The organism is Algibacter luteus (assembly GCF_900141715.1).
Classification (GTDB): domain Bacteria; phylum Bacteroidota; class Bacteroidia; order Flavobacteriales; family Flavobacteriaceae; genus Arenitalea; species Arenitalea lutea.
This window is the reverse complement of the sequence record NZ_FQYK01000002.1, coordinates 102685-119776: the sequence shown is the minus strand read 5'-3', so window position 1 is coordinate 119776 and position 17092 is coordinate 102685. Positions and strand designations below refer to the sequence as shown.

Genomic DNA, 17092 nt, shown 5'->3' with positions numbered 1-17092 from the left:
ATTTTGTAATGGAAAGATTAAGTGTTAAAATGTTAATTAACAGAGTTATAAAGATATTTAACAAAATGCTAACAAGGTTGTGCAGATAATCTCTCTAATTTGGAGTACGTCAACAAACATCAATCAAACTACAATCAGCAGTTAAAAGCTCAATCGTTTAAATGGTTGAGCTTTTATCCATGTATCGTTTCAGATTTGCCGTAGTTTTTAATAACTTCAGCTTCAAAATCAATGAGTTCTTGCCAACGCTTATCCACATCAATATCTTTACCGTATTTACGCGCAAAACCAATAAACGTGGTGTAATGGCCAGCTTCACTTATCATTAAATCGTGATAAAACTTAGCCAATTCAGGGTCTTTAATTTTTTTAGAAAGCAACTTAAAACGCTCACAACTTCTAGCTTCTATCATAGCAGAAAACAATAACCTATCAACCATGCACTGCAGCCTGTTTCCGCCTTTATTCATAAACTTATATAACTCATTTACATAACTGTCTTTTCGTTCTCTACCAAGTTTGTAACCACGTTGCTTTATAATATCATGCACCATCTGAAAGTGCTCTAATTCTTCCTGTGCAAGTATTAGCAAGTCGGTAACCAAATCGGTATGTTCAGAATTCAGCGTTATTATGGTTATGGCATTGGTAGCAGCTTTTTGCTCACACCAAGCATGGTCAGTTAAAATCTCTTCAATATTCGATTCTACAATATTTACCCAACGCGGATCGGTTGCTAATTTTAAACCAAGCATACTTTTTTGTTTTTTGTAAAAGTAGTTATAATCATTAAAATGAGCGATTTTATTATTTGGGCATTCCCTAAAGGTTGGGCTTTAGTTCGTTGATTTAAATTTTATATTAATGAACTCATGAATGTAAACATTTCAGCAGTCGCTTCCCGAAGAAAAATCGGGAGAGCTCCAACAGTGCCTCTATCCCTAATGCGAGTTACCGGTTTTTGAATAAACTCTCAGTTAAGTTTACCGTCTTTTTCGTTCTATTATCAAGAAATATAATTCCAAATATTTTTGTATTTACTCAGTTGTCTGTAGGTATTTAGAATTACTTGATGTTCCGAAAGTACTAGCGAAGGATCTATTTTTAGAATGGATTTGGCATGATGTCTTGCCAATTGTAAGATGTCGTTATCTTTTATAATATCCGCTATTTTTAGATTTAAAACACCACTTTGTTGTGTACCCATAATGTCTCCCGGACCACGTAATCGCAAATCTACTTCGGCAATTTCAAATCCATCATTGGTTCTTACCATGGTTTCTAAACGCGTTTTACTATCGTTACTTAATTTATGACTAGTCATTAAAATACAGAAACTTTGTTCGGCTCCTCGACCAACGCGTCCACGTAATTGATGTAATTGCGATAAACCAAAACGTTCTGCGCTTTCTATAATCATTACCGATGCATTTGGAACATTAACACCAACCTCAATAACCGTTGTGGCCACCATAATTTGAGTTTCACCTTTTATAAAGCGCTGCATTTCATAATCCTTATCGGCAGGCTTCATTTTACCATGAACTATAGATATTTGGTATTCTGGCATTGGAAAATCCCTAGAAATACTTTCATAACCATCCATTAAATCTTTATAGTCCATCGATTCACTTTCTTGAATTAAAGGATAGACGATATAAATTTGTCGCCCTTTAGAAATCTCATCACGTATAAATTTAAATACATTTAATCGGTTTTTGTCATAGCGATGTACCGTTTTAATGCTCTTTCTTCCTGGTGGTAATTCGTCAATAATTGAAATATCTAAGTCGCCATAAACCGACATTGCTAAAGTTCTAGGAATTGGTGTTGCCGTCATAACGAGAATGTGGGGTGGGATAAAGGCCCCACCAACCTCCCCAGAAGGGAGGCTTTCCAATGATTTCGTGATATAGCTCAATACATTATCTATATCTCCAATAATTTGTTCGTTTGTAAACCGAATTACTTTAAAACCAATTTCTCTTAGAATTTGTGTTCTTAGTTCATCAGCTTCTTTTTGTTCGATAGTATTGTGATAACCACCATCAACTTCTATAATTAAATTTTTTTCTAGGTTTACAAAATCAACAATAAACTCGTCGATTATATGTTGTCTCCTAAATTTATATTCTAACTTTTTATTTCTCAAAGATTCCCATAAAACAGATTCGGCTTCTGTAGGCTGATTTTTGTTTTTAACCTGTAATTCTTTTAATAATTTATAGACTGATGGTCGAGCAGTCATATACTTTTTAAGTATCTTTTTTACTTCCTCCCCATGGGAGGATTGAGGAGGGCTTTGAGTGTGTCCTTTTTTCCACAATTTACTTCTTTGTGCGACTCCGAATCGGTGTTGTTCGTCTATAATAGCAAGTCCTAAATTTTTAAATTTCACCTTATCTTCAAGCAAGGCATGGGTGCCAACTAGTATCTGTAATTCGCCATTTTCTAATGCTTCGTGAATTTTTTTTCTATCTGAAGTTTTAGTTGAACCAGTTAACAGTTTTATGCTGATATTTAAATCATTACACCATTTAACTAAACCGTTATAGTGTTGAACTGACAAAATTTCAGTCGGCGCCATTAAGCATGCTTGAAAATCGTTGTCAAGGGCCATGAGTATTGACATGAAGGCGACTATGGTCTTTCCAGAACCAACATCACCTTGCAATAGACGATTCATTTGTGCATTGCTACCTAAATCGGCACGAATTTCTTTTAAAACACGTTTCTGTGCGTTGGTTAATTCGAAGGGTAAATGGCTTTTGTAAAAGGTGTTAAAATACTCGCCAACTTGTTTAAAAGGAAATCCTTTTATTTTTGATTTGTGGATTAAATTTTTAAGAATTAATTGGAGTTGAATATAAAACAATTCTTCAAATTTTAACCTGAATTGGGCTCTTGAAAGTAGTTCTTGGTTTTTCGGAAAATGAACATTAAACAACGCTGTAGATTTGCTGATTAATTTTAATTCAGATCTTAAATTATCAGAAAGTGTTTCTGTAAATTTCCCATTGGTTTCAATAAACAATTGCTGCATGATTTTACTAATCACGCGATTGGTTATGCCTTTGTTTGTTAGCTTTTCTGTTGAAGGATAAACAGGTTGCATTGCAGAGCGTAAATTTTTTTCGTGTTCTTCAAGCAATTCAAGCTCCGGATGCGGCATATTAAATTTACCGTTAAACCAATTTGTTTTTCCGAAAATTACATAAGTTGTATTTAGTTTTAAGCTTTCTCTTATCCATTTTTGCCCACGAAACCAAACCAGTTCCATAGTCCCAGTTTCATCTTGAAATGTGCCAACTAAACGTTTGCCTCGTTTCTGCGCAACTTCTTTAAAACTAATGATTTTACCTATAATTTGTACATCGGCATTGTTGCGTTGTAGTTGACTTATTTTATAATACTGTGTTCTGTCTAAGTATCTGTTTGGGAATAGATTGAGTAAATCTTGATACGTGTGAATACCCAACTCCTTACGCAGTAAATCGGCACGATTTGGGCCTACGCCTTTTAAATAATCTATGGGAGTTTGCAAATTAACAGACATAGAAGCGAAATTAATGAAATCAATTAAAAAACAGGACTTATTAAATTCTTAAAATTGTATTGTATTTCGAAAATTTTTGTTGGAAAATGAGAATTCTTTTTGAAATATGTTGAAAAAAGTAAATTATCGAGCATATTTATATTTCAATGGTTAAATTTGGCAATCATTACCGAAATTTTAATGCACATTAATTGATGAGAAAACTCAACGAATTTATTTGGGAAACACATGGTATTCATGCGGGAACAGAGCAAGATCATGTAAAACATGGAATTGATAAACTAGAAGATATAGTTGATAAGGCTATTGAAGCTGGCAACCCAAGTATTACGTTTATTATACATTCACCTCGATTAACAAATTTTCGCTATACCGCTGAAAGAGAAACGAATGTGAAGTTTATTCGTGGTAATAAATCGTATTTAAATTACCCAAAACGTATTGCGAATCTTCGTAAAAAATACGAAGGTCAAATCAATATTAAATACGGCGTTGAGTTAGAATGGATGGGTCCTGATTTAGGTTTGCAGTGGAGTCGATCTAAAATATTTCAAGCAGAAGATGCCGATTATGTTATTGGTTCTGTGCATTTTGCTCCTGAAGGTTTGCCTTATGATGGGTCAAAAGAGGAAGCGCTTGAATTGCTTAAATTAAGAGGGAGTTTAGAAGCATATTGGGACGGTTATTTCAATGAAATGATCCAAATGATTGAGTGTTTTGGTGATATGATTCAAATTATTGGTCATATTGATTTACCAAAACTGAATGTTGATATGCCCGAGGCGTTAATGAATTTTGAAACAAGTGCACATCCTTTAGCCAATAAATTTAGAACACTATTGGAGCTCATAGCAGATAGAAATTTGTCTTTAGATGTTAATATGGCGGGTAAATTTAAAGGCGTAGGCGTGTATCCAATACAAAGTATTCTAAGACGCGCTAACGAGCTTGAAATCCCCGTTTGTGTAGGTACAGATACACATCATGTTAAATATTACGGTTTAAATTATAAAGAAAGTTTAGAGTATATTCAAGAGGCTGGTTACGAGAGTTATGTGAGTTACTCAAAGTTAATTCCTGAGAACCGAACTATTTATGACGATCACGATTTAAAAGTAAAATATACCGTTTTAAACAAGGGTATTGAGTTGTTAAATCAGAGATTAGATGACAATCAAAGACGTATCATTCCAGATTTTTCTTTTGGTGGCTCGTTTTCTGAGTTTGTAGATTTATACCGAAGTGCAACTGGAATGGGCGATTACAACGCCATTCGAATTCGCAAATGGGGCAAATCAATAACCGTAACAAACGAAATTCCTAAAAACACGCAGCATATTGTAAATGGATTGTTTTCAGAGCATTTAGATAAGCCTGGAGTCATTTCTTCATTGTTTAACACGTTGGCTTCAGAAGGCATAAATGTGGAAACAGCACGCTTAAAATCTAATAATGATGGGACTGCAGTGGCGTTCTTATCCTTAGCTAATAAAAACGGGAAAGTACAGAGCGCAATTGATTTTATAAACGGTACGGATTCAGGCTTGTTTCAAAAATTAACGTATCAAGAAAATGCCGTTTTACCTAACTACTACAGTAAAGGAGTGTATTTACTTGAGATGGATGGTGTGCGTTTAAACCTAGCTTTGAGTGATAAAGTTATTCTAACTAAACATCACAATGCGCCTGGGGTTCTGTTGATTTTATTGTCAGCATTAGCATCTAAAGGCATTAATATTAAGGATTTACGATTAGGTAAATTGAACGATACCGGATATTCTGCAATTGCCATTGATGGTGATAGTAACGTTATTAGAAATTTGTTAACCAAATTAGGTAATCAATATTACGAGGCTAATTTAATCGAGTTTCATAGTTTTTAATTGGATTTTATGATTTTGAATTAATCTTTGATTATATTTAAAATCATGAATCGTATAATCTTTATTTTATGTTTGAGCGTTAATTTTTTAATAGCTCAACAAACGGAATTTGTAGATTTCAAACACGTTGAATCAGTACTTCTTTTTAACCAGATTAAGGTTGATAGTACGGTTTTCAATTCTTACCAAGTCAAGTTTGATATTTTAAAACATACCGACTCGGTGTATTTAGATGCTCAAAACATGAAATTCATGAACTTAGCTCTAGATAAAGCTCCAGTAAAATTTAAAAACGATGGTAAAAAGTTAATCATTTACCACAGTTTTGAAGCAAATTCAACTCACACATTAAATTTTCTGTTTTTCGCATCACCTAAAAAAGCCATGTATTTTATAGGTTGGGATAATGAGTCGCAAAACCAAGTGTGGACTCAAAGCCAGGGGAAATACACGAGTAATTGGCTGCCTTCTATCGATGATATGAATGATAAAATTGAGTTCGATTTAACAATTGTAGCGCCTAAAGGATATCAAGTAGTTTCTAATGGCAGCATGGTTTCAAAACGAGAAACGCCTACATATGATTTATGGCAATTTGATATGCAAAACCCTATGGCAAGTTATTTGGTAGCCTTGGTTATCGGGAAATATAAGAAGAAAGTAGAACATTCTAAAAGTGGCATTTCTCTAGAAATGTATTACTATCCAGAAGACTCATTAAAATTCGAGCCAACCTATCGCTATTCCAAACAGATGTTTGATTTTCTTGAAGAAGAGATTGGCGTTCCATATCCTTGGCAAAACTATAAGCAAGTGCCTGTAAAAGACTTTTTATATGCAGGAATGGAAAACACTAGCGCCACCATATTTGCTGATAGTTATGTGATAGATTCTATTGCTTTTATTGATAAAAATTATGTGAATGTTAATGCTCATGAATTAGCACACCAATGGTTTGGTGATTTGGTTACTGAAACCTCAGGAACGCATCATTGGTTGCAAGAAGGGTTCGCTACATATTATGCTTTATTAGCAGAACGCGATATTTTTGGCGACAATTATTACCATTGGCGTTTATACGATTATGCTCAAGAATTATTAGCACAAGATCAAGCTGGACAAAGTACAGCGTTGTTAAATCCAAAATCGAGCAGTACGACGTTTTATAAAAAAGGGGCTTGGGTGTTGCACGTATTGCGCGAAAAAGTAGGCGATAAAGCTTTTAAGTTCGCTGTCAAAAATTATCTTGAAAAGCATGCTTTTAAAAATGTAGAAACAACCGATTTTATTAGTGAAGTAGAAAAGGCGAGTGGCTTAGATTTAAAATTGTTTGTGGCGGATTGGTTAGAAGGTAAAACCTTTTTGTATGAAGATTGTATAAATGCATTAAAAAGAAGTTCTGATGAGATTTCAAAAATGCTTCAGCTAGATGAACAACTTTTGATTCCTGTACACTCAATAAATTCAAGCATTAACAGTTATTGGGAACAGGCTGAAAGTTCAGAACTTAAACGACGATTATTTTTAAAAGATGAAACGAGACTTGTTCACGATTCGATCTTTAAAAAGGCAATAAACACCAAGGATATTAAAATTCGACAAGCCATTGCACTCACTAAATCTGAAATTTCAGAAGTCTTAAAAACAGATTATGAATCGCTTCTCGAGGATGATTCGTACGTTACCATTGAAGCAGCTTTGTATAATTTATGGAAAAATTTTCCGCAAGAGCGACAAAAATATTTAGATAAAACTAAAAATGTCCAAGGATTTAAAGATAAGAACGTTAGAATACTTTGGTTGACTTTAGCTTTAATCACAGAAGATTATAATACCGAGTTTAAAACACAATTTTTTGAAGAACTGACTTATTACACGAGCCCAGTTTTTGGTTTTGAGGTAAGGCTGAATGCCTTTCAGAATTTAAATCAAATTCAAGCTTGCCATGATGCTTGTCAAGTTAATTTAGAGCAAGCTACAAAGCATCATAATTGGCGATTCTCAAAGTTTGCTAAAGAATTAGTAAAGCAATATCAATGAAAGCATTAGTGATATCTGGCGGTGGGAGTAAAGGTGCATTTGCAGGCGGTGTGGCTCAATTTCTTATTGAAGATTTAAAACGAGAATATCAATTGTTTTTAGGGACATCAACCGGTAGTTTGCTTGTTTCTCATTTGGCTTTAAAAAAAATTGATAAAATCAAATCTGTTTATACCACTGTGAATAACGACAGTATTTTTAGTGTTTGTCCGTTTCTTGTAACCCGAAAACACGGCGTTCAGAATATCCGAATTAATCATTTAAATGTGTTGTTGAACTTTTTAAGAGGAAGTAAGACTTTTGGTGAGAGTTTAAATTTGAAATCTTTAATAAGAAAAACAATTACTGAGGAGGAATTTACGGTTTTGAAAAACTCCGTGTTGGATATCGTGGTGACTGTTTCTAATTTATCATTAAATCAGGTTGAATATAAGTCGATTAAAGATTTTGACTATTCCGAGTTTTGTGATTGGGTATGGATTTCTTGTAATTACACACCTTTTATGACCTTAGTTAAAAAAAACGGATGTGAATATGCCGATGGCGGTTTGGGAAGCATGGTACCTATTGAAGCTGCAATACAACGTGGTGCTACCGAAGTAGATGCCATTATTTTGCAAACTGAAATTAATCAGTTAAACAGATTACCGTCTAAAAACCCATTTTCGTTATTAACCAATATGTTTAGTTTTATGCTCGATCGTATTGAGTCTCAAAATATAAAAATAGGTAAATTCGTAGCGTCGCATAACAATGCAATTATTAATTTTTATTACGCGCCAACGGTTTTAACAACCAATTCGTTAATATTTGATAAAGAGAAAATGACGAAATGGTGGCATGATGGCTATAATTTTGCTAAATTTAAAAACCAAGAAGTTAGTCCGTTAGAAAATTAAATTTATGGCACAAAAAGATTTAAAGCATTACCCCTCGAAAGTTAAAAAGTTAATTACAAATTTATAGTCAATGAAAGCATTAGTTATTTCTGGAGGAGGTAGTAAAGGTGCCTATGCAGGTGGAGTTGCAGAATATTTAATTAAAGATGAAGGTAGAGATTACGACATGTTTTTGGGGACTTCAACTGGGAGCTTGTTAATCCCTCATTTGGCTGTTGGTGCTATCGATAAAATACATAAAGTATTTACTAATGTAAATCAGAGTAACATATTTAGTGTCAATCCTTTCGTGCTACGAAAAAAAGGAAATAGAGAATTCGTTTCTATCGATTTTTTAAATTCATTATGGCAGTTTATTAAAATGAAACGCACCTTTGGTGAAAGTAAAGCATTGCGTAGATATTTAAAAAAACATTTTACTTACGAAGAGTATTTACTCATTAGGGACACTAAAGATGATGTGGTTGTTACGGTTTCTAATTTATCAAAAAATGTTGTAGAGTATAAGTCGATTAAAGATTTTAGTTACGACGAGTTTTGCGATTGGATATGGATTTCATGTAACTATATTCCATTTATGTCTTTGGTAAAAAAAGACGGATTTGAATATGCAGATGGTGCATTTGGTTGTGTTGTACCTATACGTGAGGCTATTTTACGCGGAGCTACAGAAATTGATGCTATTATTTTAGAGTCTGAAAGCATGCAGTATAATAAAATATTGGGAAAGAACCCGTTTTCATTAATGATTAGCCTGTTTGGACATTTATTAGATCAAGTGGAACGTAGTGATATTTTAATAGGTAAACTCGCGGCAAAGAATAGAGATGTAAAATTAAATTTATATTATACACCATCAAAGCTAACTGAGAACTCCTTGATTTTTAATAAAAAACTAATGACTTCTTGGTGGCAGCAAGGTTATTTTTATGCTAAAGAAAAATGTGAACAAGCCCGATTTAATGAATTACGCGAAAGTTTACCATAACTCTGAAACCTCGTTTTTTATGTATGATAGTGCTGTGTCACTTGGCGAAGTGCGTTCCATCATTTCTGTTAAAACAACCTCTCTCAACTTATTTGCTGTGTCTGTTTTTTCTAACATATTAGCTTTCCTGATAAGTTGAATTGTTGCGTTTTTTGCTGTTGTAACAATGCTCCAACATTTGTCACTAATGTAGATTTGTTGAGATAAATTATGCTCAAACTCCTGCTCAATGGCTTGTATAAGTAAAGATTCGTAATCGTTTTTGTTTGAAGATATTGGAGTAACTCTAATAAGTAATTTCGATGGTGTAATACGTTCTAAAAAAAGGGCCATGCGCTCATACGCTTGGAGTCGTAGTGGTAACGCATTAACTTGTAAATCTTTTTTCAATAAAAATCGCCTTCTGCCATCTTCGTTTTTCGTATGTTCTCTAAAAAAGTAATACGCAATTACTCCAGTTATTAACGAAGGTACTGCAAATAAAAAAAGGTCTAAAATTCGGCTTATTTCCATCAGAGATTATTTAATTACAAACATAACAGATTAAATTTAGTGTACAAAAAATTATTAAAAACCAGAAACGGCTTTGTTACTATCTGGCGCCTCCCAGATGCTCACAATCTTTTAGACTTTGCATACTAATAAAAGGTACTGCAGTTTTCTCGTATTGATAGGTTTTACTTAATTCTTTTGATAGATTGTGGTCGTCTACATTGACTTCAACATCACTCATTTTAAATTGACAAGGATGCTCGTAACCCGCAGCATGTGTTATTTCGATTAACTCTTTTCTGAAAGTTTTAAAATATTGAGCTAATCGTATCGATTTTAGAGTTGGGTCTATGCCATTTTGAAGCCATTTACTTTGTGTAGCTACGCCAGTCGGACAACGATTCGTGTGGCAAATTTGCGCTTGTATACACCCTATGCTCATCATGGCTTCTCTAGCAACGTTTATGCAATCAGCTCCCATTGCAAATGCCATAGCAGCTTTAGCTGGAAAGCCTAATTTTCCGCTGGCAACAAACACGATGCGTTCAGATAACCCTTTGGATTTGAATAATTTATATAAGTCACTAAATCCGTATACCCAGGGTAAGGACACGTGGTCTGCAAAGCTTGGAGGAGCAGCTCCAGTACCACCTTCGCCACCATCAACCGTAATAAAATCAGGACCTTTTCCTGTTTTTAACATGATATCTGCCAGTTCTTCCCACTGCTCCAATTTCCCAATGGCTGCCTTGATCCCTACAGGTAACCCTGTGGCTTCAGCTATGCTTTCAATAAAATCTACTAATTCAGGTACATTAGAAAAAGCTTTGTGATTTGGTGGTGAAAGCACGTCTTTGCCAACTTCAACACCTCTAATTTCGGCAATTTCTTTAGTTATTTTTGCACCAGGTAAAACGCCACCTTTACCAGGTTTTGCGCCTTGAGATAATTTTACTTCTATGGCACGGATGAATGGATTATCGTTTACAAGTTTTATCATTCTATCCATAGAGAAACCACCATCTTCGGTTCTCACACCAAAATAGCCTGTTCCAAAATGAAATACGACGTCGCCGCCGTTGCTGTGATAAGGTGATAAACCGCCTTCTCCAGTATTATGATATGCATCTGCTATTTTAACGCCTTTATTTAACGATTCTATAGCTTTCGCAGACAAAGAGCCGAAACTCATAGCCGACACATTGATAATAGAAGCTGGACGATATGGTCTTTTTCGTTTATTGTATTCGCCCATAACTTTTGCACAGGGCAAAAAGGTTTTATCGAGTTTATTAGGATGGTTTTCTGGCAACTTAAAAGGCATCATCGCATTATTAATAAATACATGCTGATGCTCATAAATATCTCTATCGGTACCAAAACCTTCATAATTGTTTTCCTTTTTAGCAGAAGCATAAATCCAACCGCGTTCTATACGGTTAAAAGGTAATTCTTCTCTATTATTGGCAACGAAATATTGCCGCATTTCAGGGCCTATACTTTCCAACCAATATCGTAAATGCCCAACAATAGGATAGTTGTGACTTATAGTATGTTTTTTTTGAAAAAAGACATCCCGAATGGCAACAAGCGCTAAGGCTATTAAAACCCAACCCCACCAGGCTATGCTTGATAAAAAATCTAACATGTGTTTATTTTTTTTATGACTATGGAATGTAAATATATTTAAAATTAAAGATGTAATTGTTTATAATTATTAATAATTCTGAATTAATAAAAGCTTAACAATGGTTATTTTCACGGGATAAAATTGATGATGATTTGGAAAAGTATTTAAGCCAGTTAAACGATGCGCAATTAGAGCCAACAATTCAGATTGATGGCCCTATGATTGTTATTGCTGGTGCGGGTTCCGGTAAAACCCGTGTATTAACGTATCGTATTGCATATATGATGAGCAAGGGTATCGACCCTTTTAATATTTTGTCGCTTACATTTACAAATAAAGCTGCTCGCGAAATGAAAGATCGTATTGCGAGTATTGTAGGTGCTAGTGAAGCGAAAAACTTATGGATGGGAACCTTTCACTCGGTTTTCGCTAAAATATTACGAATTGAGGCCGATAGATTGGGGTATCCTAGCAATTTTACTATTTATGATACTCAAGATTCCGACCGATTAATAGCTTCAATTATCAAAGAAATGGAGCTTGATAAGGATATTTATAAGTATAAACAAGTACGCTCAAGAATTTCATCTTATAAAAACAGCCTCATTACAGTAAGAGCCTATTTTCAAAATGCCGAATTAATTGAAGCCGATACTATGGCACGTCGCCCTAGATTGGGAGATATTTATAAAGAATATGTAGAGCGCTGTTTTAAAGCAGGCGCTATGGATTTTGATGATTTACTCCTTAAAACCAATGAGTTACTTACGCGTTTCCCTGAAGTGTTGGCTAAATATCAAAATCGTTTTAAATACATTTTGGTGGATGAGTATCAAGATACCAACCACTCGCAATATTTAATCGTGCGAGCCTTATCAGATAAGTTTCAAAACATTTGTGTGGTAGGTGATGATGCGCAAAGTATTTATGCGTTTCGTGGCGCTAATATTAATAATATTTTGAATTTCCAGAAGGATTATGACGATGTGAAAGTGTTTCGATTGGAACAAAATTACCGATCTACAAAAAACATTGTAAATGCTGCTAATTCCATTATTGATAAAAACCAAACCAAATTAGAAAAGATTGTTTGGACGGCTAATGAAGAAGGTGCTAAAATAAAAGTAAATCGTTCGTTAACCGATGGGGATGAAGGGCGCTATGTAGCAAGCACCATTTGGGAAACGAAAATGCAAGAGCAGCTACCTAATAGTGATTTTGCCATTCTTTACAGAACCAATGCACAATCGAGAGCCATTGAAGATGCTTTAAGAAAGCGCGATATTCCTTATAGAATTTACGGAGGCTTATCGTTTTACCAGCGTAAAGAAATAAAAGATGTATTGTCGTATTTGAGATTAATTATCAATCCAGCAGATGAAGAAGCGCTAAAACGGGTTATTAATTTTCCGCCACGAGGCATTGGGCAAACCACGGTTGATAAACTTATTGTTGCTGCAAATGGATACGAACGCACCATTTTTGAGGTGATGAAAAACATCGATAAGACCAATGTTAATGTGAATAGTGGTACCCGAACTAAACTTCAAAATTTTGTAACGCTCATTGAAAGTTTCCAAGTACTGAATCAAACTGCAGATGTTTTTGAATTGGCTGAACATGTGACTAGAACAACAGGGCTAATAAAAGAATTCAATAAAGATGGCACGCCAGAAGGTGTTGCTAGAATGGAAAATATTGAAGAGCTTTTAAACGGTATGAAAGACTTTGTTGAGGGCCAAAAGGAAATTGCAGATACTACAGGTAATTTAGCGGAGTTTTTAGAAGATGTAGCTTTGGCAACAGATTTGGATGCTGATAAAGGCGATGCTAACCACGTAGCGTTAATGACTATACATTTAGCAAAAGGTTTGGAGTTCCCGTATGTCTTTATAGTTGGTTTGGAAGAAGATTTGTTTCCTAGCGCTATGAGCATGAATACAAGAAGTGAACTTGAAGAGGAGCGCCGATTGTTTTACGTGGCATTAACTCGTGCAGAAAAACAAGCCTATTTAACTTACGCCTTGTCGAGATACCGTTGGGGTAAATTGATTGATTCTGAACCGAGTCGTTTTATAGAAGAGATAGATGAACAGTATTTAGATATTGTTACACCAATTGAGGAGCGTCGTTTTAACCCCATGCTTTCTGCTGATATTTTTGGAGATGTTGAACCGAATAAAATTAGATATAAGCCAGCAAAACAGCCAGTTTTAAAGAAAGGGTCGGCTGCTAAAAAAGAACCTGAAAAATTTCAAGTAACAACGCCAAAAAACTTAAAACCAGTTTCAAAAACAAACGGAAACACCAATCTTTTTGATAGTAAATTGGTAGTTGGTAATATTGTGAAACACATCCGGTTTGGTACTGGCGAAGTTTTAAAAATAGAAGGCGCAGGTGCCGATACGAAGGCTGAAATTAATTTTCAGCATGGAGGCGTTAAAAAATTACTATTGCGTTTTGCAAAATTAGAAGTTGTTGGTTAAATAAAGCAATATGGCAGAATTTGTTAGAATTTACGAAGAAAATCCAAACCCAAAGGAAATTAACAAAGTTGTTAAAGTTTTAAAACGTGGCGGACTCATTATTTACCCTACCGATACGGTTTACGGTTTAGGTTGCGATATTACCAATTTAAAGGCTTTGGAAAAGGTGGCTAGAATAAAAGGTGTGAAGTTAGACAAGGCAAATTTTTCGTTTGTTTGTCATGATTTAAGCAATTTAAGCGATTACGTAAAACAAATTGACACTTCGGTTTTCAAAATATTAAAAAGAGCCTTACCGGGACCTTATACGTTTATATTACCCGGATCAAAATCGTTACCCAACCCTTTTAAAAAGAAAAAAACTGTTGGTATTCGTGTACCTAATAATAATATTGCCTTAGAAATTGTAAAACAACTTGGTAACCCTATCATATCAACGTCTATTCACGATGAAGATGAAGTACTCGAATATACCACAGACCCCGAATTGATATTAGAGAAATGGGATAATTTGGTGGATTTGGTGATTGATGGTGGGTATGGCGATAATGAAGCATCTACGGTTATAGATTTATCAGAAGATGAGCCTATTGTTGTAAGAGAGGGTAAAGGCAGTTTGGAGATTTTTTAATGAAACCACTTTGTCGCGTGATTACAACATTTCAATTATATTGAATTTAAAGCCACTAGGCAGATTCAGTTATATACCAACTGTAGATAAATTAGTTATATGATGATATAAAAAAAAGCCCAACCTTTTGATTGAGCTTGATTATATTTTGCTTGTAAACTCATAAGAGTCATTTAGTTTTATCTCATATTTAATTATTTTATGATTAATTTTTTAATTGATAATTTATTTGATTCTTTTATTTTCAAAATATATATCCCAGAATTTAAATGACTAACATCAACCAAACGATTATCAAGAACAATCATATCTTGTATTTTTTTTCCTATAAAATCAAATACTTCAACACTTTTTGTTGCTTTATTTGCACTGGTAATAAAAAATGAATTGTTTTTCACAGGGTTAGGGTAAACCGATAAACCAATAATTTCATCTTTTGAGACTGTTAATGGATTACCTGTTGTAAAATAGACATCTGGGTCATCAACAATATATCCTTCAACATAAGCCTCTATTATAATTTCATAACTTTGATTATCCGTAGTAGGTATGGAAACAGTTCCGCCATTAACATTTCCAGCGATTGGATTATTAAAATCTTCATTAATGATAATTTCTACGCTATCTGCATTTCCAGCTACCGTATAGCTTACATCTACAGAAGAAGTACCATTAGCAAAATTTTGACCTTGACTCGGCGATGTAATATCAATTATCGGGAATAAATTAAATTCACTTACCAATGCGACAAATTCTAAAACGATATCTTCTTCAGCTTCGGATAATCCATTAAAAACAATTCTAAAATCTAATTCGGTACCTGATATACTTGGGATAGCAACTTCAACTTCTGCGATATCTGCAGTTAAGATAATACCATCTCCTGTTCCATCCGAATCTGTGTCAATTTGAGGAGCAGAATCTAAAGATCCACTAGAAACAATAGATAGTAATTTAATCCAAGGTCCTGAATTATCGATTTGATATTCAAAATAAACAGAATCATCAGAATCCCAGTCTTCTAATCCATCGGCGGCATCATCTTCGGCTACACCAATTACCATGTGCATAGATGAATACCCCGTAATATCAAGATTATTATATGTTATTGAAGCGGTTGAAGTTGTAATTTGTCTTGCTCCAAAAAAAGTAACATCCGTATATCCTAATTCAACATCGGCGTCTGTATCATTGGTTGACCCAAAATATTGGTTAGAACTTAAAAAATAATCTCCTGTTGAAGAATATTTAGGGGCTGTGTCAAAATCATCAATCAAAATCACTTTTTGAGAAAAAGCAATAGCTGAAAATGACAATAAAACGACTAGAATTAAGTATTTATTTTTCATAATTATATGTTTAAATTCAATTTAAACATATTGAATACTGCATAAATTGACAACTATAAACTATATATTACCATTTAAATGGATAAGTCGCTTAAAAAATAATTAAATAAAAATATTATAATTAATAAAAAAAGCCCAACTTACGTTGAGCTTTTTAATTTGTTATTGAAATTTATTAGTTGTTTCCAGCTGCTAAATTTTTCATTTCTTTTTCAATCATATCATAGAATTGATCGATTTTTGGAAGTACAACAATACGTGTACGTCTGTTTTTTGCTCTGTTTTCGGCATTATCATTTTCTACTAAAGGTACAAACTCTGCACGACCTGCGGCAATAAGTTGCTTAGGGTTAACTCCAAGTTCTTGTAAAACTCTAATAATAGAAGTAGAACGCTTAACACTTAAATCCCAGTTGTCTAACAATGGCTCTTTTCTGTAAGGTACATTATCTGTGTGGCCTTCAACCATACATTCAAAATCTGGTTTGCTGTTTACCACCTTAGCAACTTTAGCTAAAACTTCTTTTGCTCTTGTAGTTACATTGTAGCTACCGCTCTGGAATAATAATTTATCGGCAATTGAAATGAACACAACACCTTTTTCTACATTTACTTCGATGTCTGGATCGTTAATACCAACTTCACGCTTTAAACTTGTTACTAATGCAAGTGTTACACTGTCTTTTTGAGTTAAAGCATCTTGTAAACGCGTAATTTTAAGTTCTTTTTCTTTTATGCTTTCTAGTGTTTTTTCAACATTACTCGCACCTTTTGCAGATAAAACTGTTAGGTTGTCATTACTTTTACGTAAATCTGCTACTTGTTCTTCTAGTGCTTTTGCTCTAGCAGTTGCTGAAGCTCTATCTTCTAAACAAGCGTTTAATTTTACTGTTGCAGAGTTAAGTAAATCTTGAGTTTCTTTTTGCTTTGCTTCTAAATCTGTGTATAATTTTTTTGATACACATGAACTAAGTAAAAGCATTGCAGATACACTAAGTAATAAAATTTTTTTCATGATTATATTAAGGATTAATTTTCTAATTTAATAGCACAAAAATATATAAAAATCGGTCAATTTTAACATTTTAACAAAACTTTTACTAATAACCTGATTTCAGTCTAAGATTTAATTTGCAGA

At 34.0% G+C, this 17092-nt stretch carries 12 protein-coding genes; 6 read left to right on the top strand and 6 right to left on the bottom strand.

The window, feature by feature from the left end:
• Nucleotides 1–173: 173 nt before the first annotated feature.
• Complete coding sequence (locus tag BUA46_RS04035; RefSeq protein WP_019387474.1) at nt 174–755, bottom strand: MiaE family protein; 582 nt, start codon at nt 753–755, stop codon at nt 174–176.
• Between the two features lie 251 nt (nt 756–1006).
• Nucleotides 1007–3556: a DUF559 domain-containing protein gene (locus BUA46_RS04030; protein ID WP_019387473.1), complete on the bottom strand. Its 2550-nt coding sequence runs from the start codon at nt 3554–3556 to the stop codon at nt 1007–1009.
• A 194-nt stretch (nt 3557–3750) separates the two neighbouring features.
• Here BUA46_RS04030 and BUA46_RS04025 point away from each other — a divergent pair, with 194 nt between their 5' ends.
• From BUA46_RS04025 to BUA46_RS04010, 4 genes are all read left to right on the top strand, one after another.
• On the top strand, nt 3751–5439 hold the full coding sequence (locus BUA46_RS04025) for a histidinol-phosphatase HisJ family protein (RefSeq protein ID WP_019387472.1): 1689 nt from the start codon (nt 3751–3753) through the stop codon (nt 5437–5439).
• A 45-nt stretch (nt 5440–5484) separates the two neighbouring features.
• Nucleotides 5485–7479 (top strand): M1 family metallopeptidase, encoded by a 1995-nt coding sequence (locus tag BUA46_RS04020; protein ID WP_019387471.1) that lies wholly within the window; start codon nt 5485–5487, stop codon nt 7477–7479.
• Nucleotides 7476–8378: a patatin-like phospholipase family protein gene (locus BUA46_RS04015; RefSeq protein ID WP_019387470.1), complete on the top strand. Its 903-nt coding sequence runs from the start codon at nt 7476–7478 to the stop codon at nt 8376–8378. Before BUA46_RS04020 ends, BUA46_RS04015 begins: the two co-directional genes overlap by 4 nt.
• A gap of 70 nt (nt 8379–8448) precedes the next feature.
• A complete protein-coding gene (locus tag BUA46_RS04010) occupies nt 8449–9366 on the top strand; it encodes a patatin-like phospholipase family protein (RefSeq protein WP_019387469.1) in 918 nt (305 codons plus the stop codon).
• On the opposite strand, the gene BUA46_RS04005 is transcribed toward BUA46_RS04010, so the two are convergent.
• Both BUA46_RS04005 and BUA46_RS04000 read right to left on the bottom strand, forming a co-directional pair.
• The gene (locus tag BUA46_RS04005) at nt 9358–9879 is read right to left on the bottom strand and encodes a DUF7935 family protein (RefSeq protein ID WP_019387468.1); all 522 of its coding nucleotides are present in this window, start codon (nt 9877–9879) and stop codon (nt 9358–9360) included. The two genes, BUA46_RS04010 and BUA46_RS04005, sit on opposite strands and share 9 nt — an antisense overlap.
• Nucleotides 9880–9958: 79 nt before the next feature.
• On the bottom strand, nt 9959–11506 hold the full coding sequence (locus tag BUA46_RS04000; RefSeq protein WP_019387467.1) for an FMN-binding glutamate synthase family protein: 1548 nt from the start codon (nt 11504–11506) through the stop codon (nt 9959–9961).
• Nucleotides 11507–11640: 134 nt separating this feature from the next.
• On the opposite strand from BUA46_RS04000, the gene BUA46_RS03995 reads away from it, so the two are divergent.
• Together BUA46_RS03995 and BUA46_RS03990 are read left to right on the top strand one after the other, a co-directional pair.
• Nucleotides 11641–13974, top strand: a complete 2334-nt coding sequence (locus BUA46_RS03995; protein ID WP_019387466.1) for an ATP-dependent helicase — start codon at nt 11641–11643, stop codon at nt 13972–13974.
• Nucleotides 13975–13984: 10 nt separating this feature from the next.
• Nucleotides 13985–14605: an L-threonylcarbamoyladenylate synthase gene (locus tag BUA46_RS03990; protein ID WP_019387465.1), complete on the top strand. Its 621-nt coding sequence runs from the start codon at nt 13985–13987 to the stop codon at nt 14603–14605.
• A 194-nt stretch (nt 14606–14799) separates the two neighbouring features.
• Here the strand turns inward: BUA46_RS03990 and BUA46_RS03985 are convergent, their stop codons facing one another.
• Complete coding sequence (locus BUA46_RS03985; RefSeq protein WP_019387464.1) at nt 14800–15954, bottom strand: T9SS type A sorting domain-containing protein; 1155 nt, start codon at nt 15952–15954, stop codon at nt 14800–14802.
• Between the two features lie 175 nt (nt 15955–16129).
• Entirely contained in the window at nt 16130–16969 is an 840-nt protein-coding gene (locus BUA46_RS03980) for an OmpA/MotB family protein (protein WP_019387463.1), read from the bottom strand.
• Nucleotides 16970–17092 lie beyond the last annotated feature (123 nt).

What these genes read in the sequence shown, in the direction of transcription:
- BUA46_RS04035 (WP_019387474.1), bottom strand. Translation starts at nt 755, where the DNA reads ATGCTTGGTTTAAAATTAGCAACCGATCCGCGTTGGGTAAATATTGTA.
- BUA46_RS04030 (WP_019387473.1), bottom strand. Translation starts at nt 3,556, where the DNA reads ATGTCTGTTAATTTGCAAACTCCCATAGATTATTTAAAAGGCGTAGGC.
- BUA46_RS04025 (WP_019387472.1), top strand. Translation starts at nt 3,751, where the DNA reads ATGAGAAAACTCAACGAATTTATTTGGGAAACACATGGTATTCATGCG.
- BUA46_RS04020 (WP_019387471.1), top strand. Translation starts at nt 5,485, where the DNA reads ATGAATCGTATAATCTTTATTTTATGTTTGAGCGTTAATTTTTTAATA.
- BUA46_RS04015 (WP_019387470.1), top strand. Translation starts at nt 7,476, where the DNA reads ATGAAAGCATTAGTGATATCTGGCGGTGGGAGTAAAGGTGCATTTGCA.
- BUA46_RS04010 (WP_019387469.1), top strand. Translation starts at nt 8,449, where the DNA reads ATGAAAGCATTAGTTATTTCTGGAGGAGGTAGTAAAGGTGCCTATGCA.
- BUA46_RS04005 (WP_019387468.1), bottom strand. Translation starts at nt 9,879, where the DNA reads ATGGAAATAAGCCGAATTTTAGACCTTTTTTTATTTGCAGTACCTTCG.
- BUA46_RS04000 (WP_019387467.1), bottom strand. Translation starts at nt 11,506, where the DNA reads ATGTTAGATTTTTTATCAAGCATAGCCTGGTGGGGTTGGGTTTTAATA.
- BUA46_RS03990 (WP_019387465.1), top strand. Translation starts at nt 13,985, where the DNA reads ATGGCAGAATTTGTTAGAATTTACGAAGAAAATCCAAACCCAAAGGAA.
- BUA46_RS03985 (WP_019387464.1), bottom strand. Translation starts at nt 15,954, where the DNA reads ATGAAAAATAAATACTTAATTCTAGTCGTTTTATTGTCATTTTCAGCT.
- BUA46_RS03980 (WP_019387463.1), bottom strand. Translation starts at nt 16,969, where the DNA reads ATGAAAAAAATTTTATTACTTAGTGTATCTGCAATGCTTTTACTTAGT.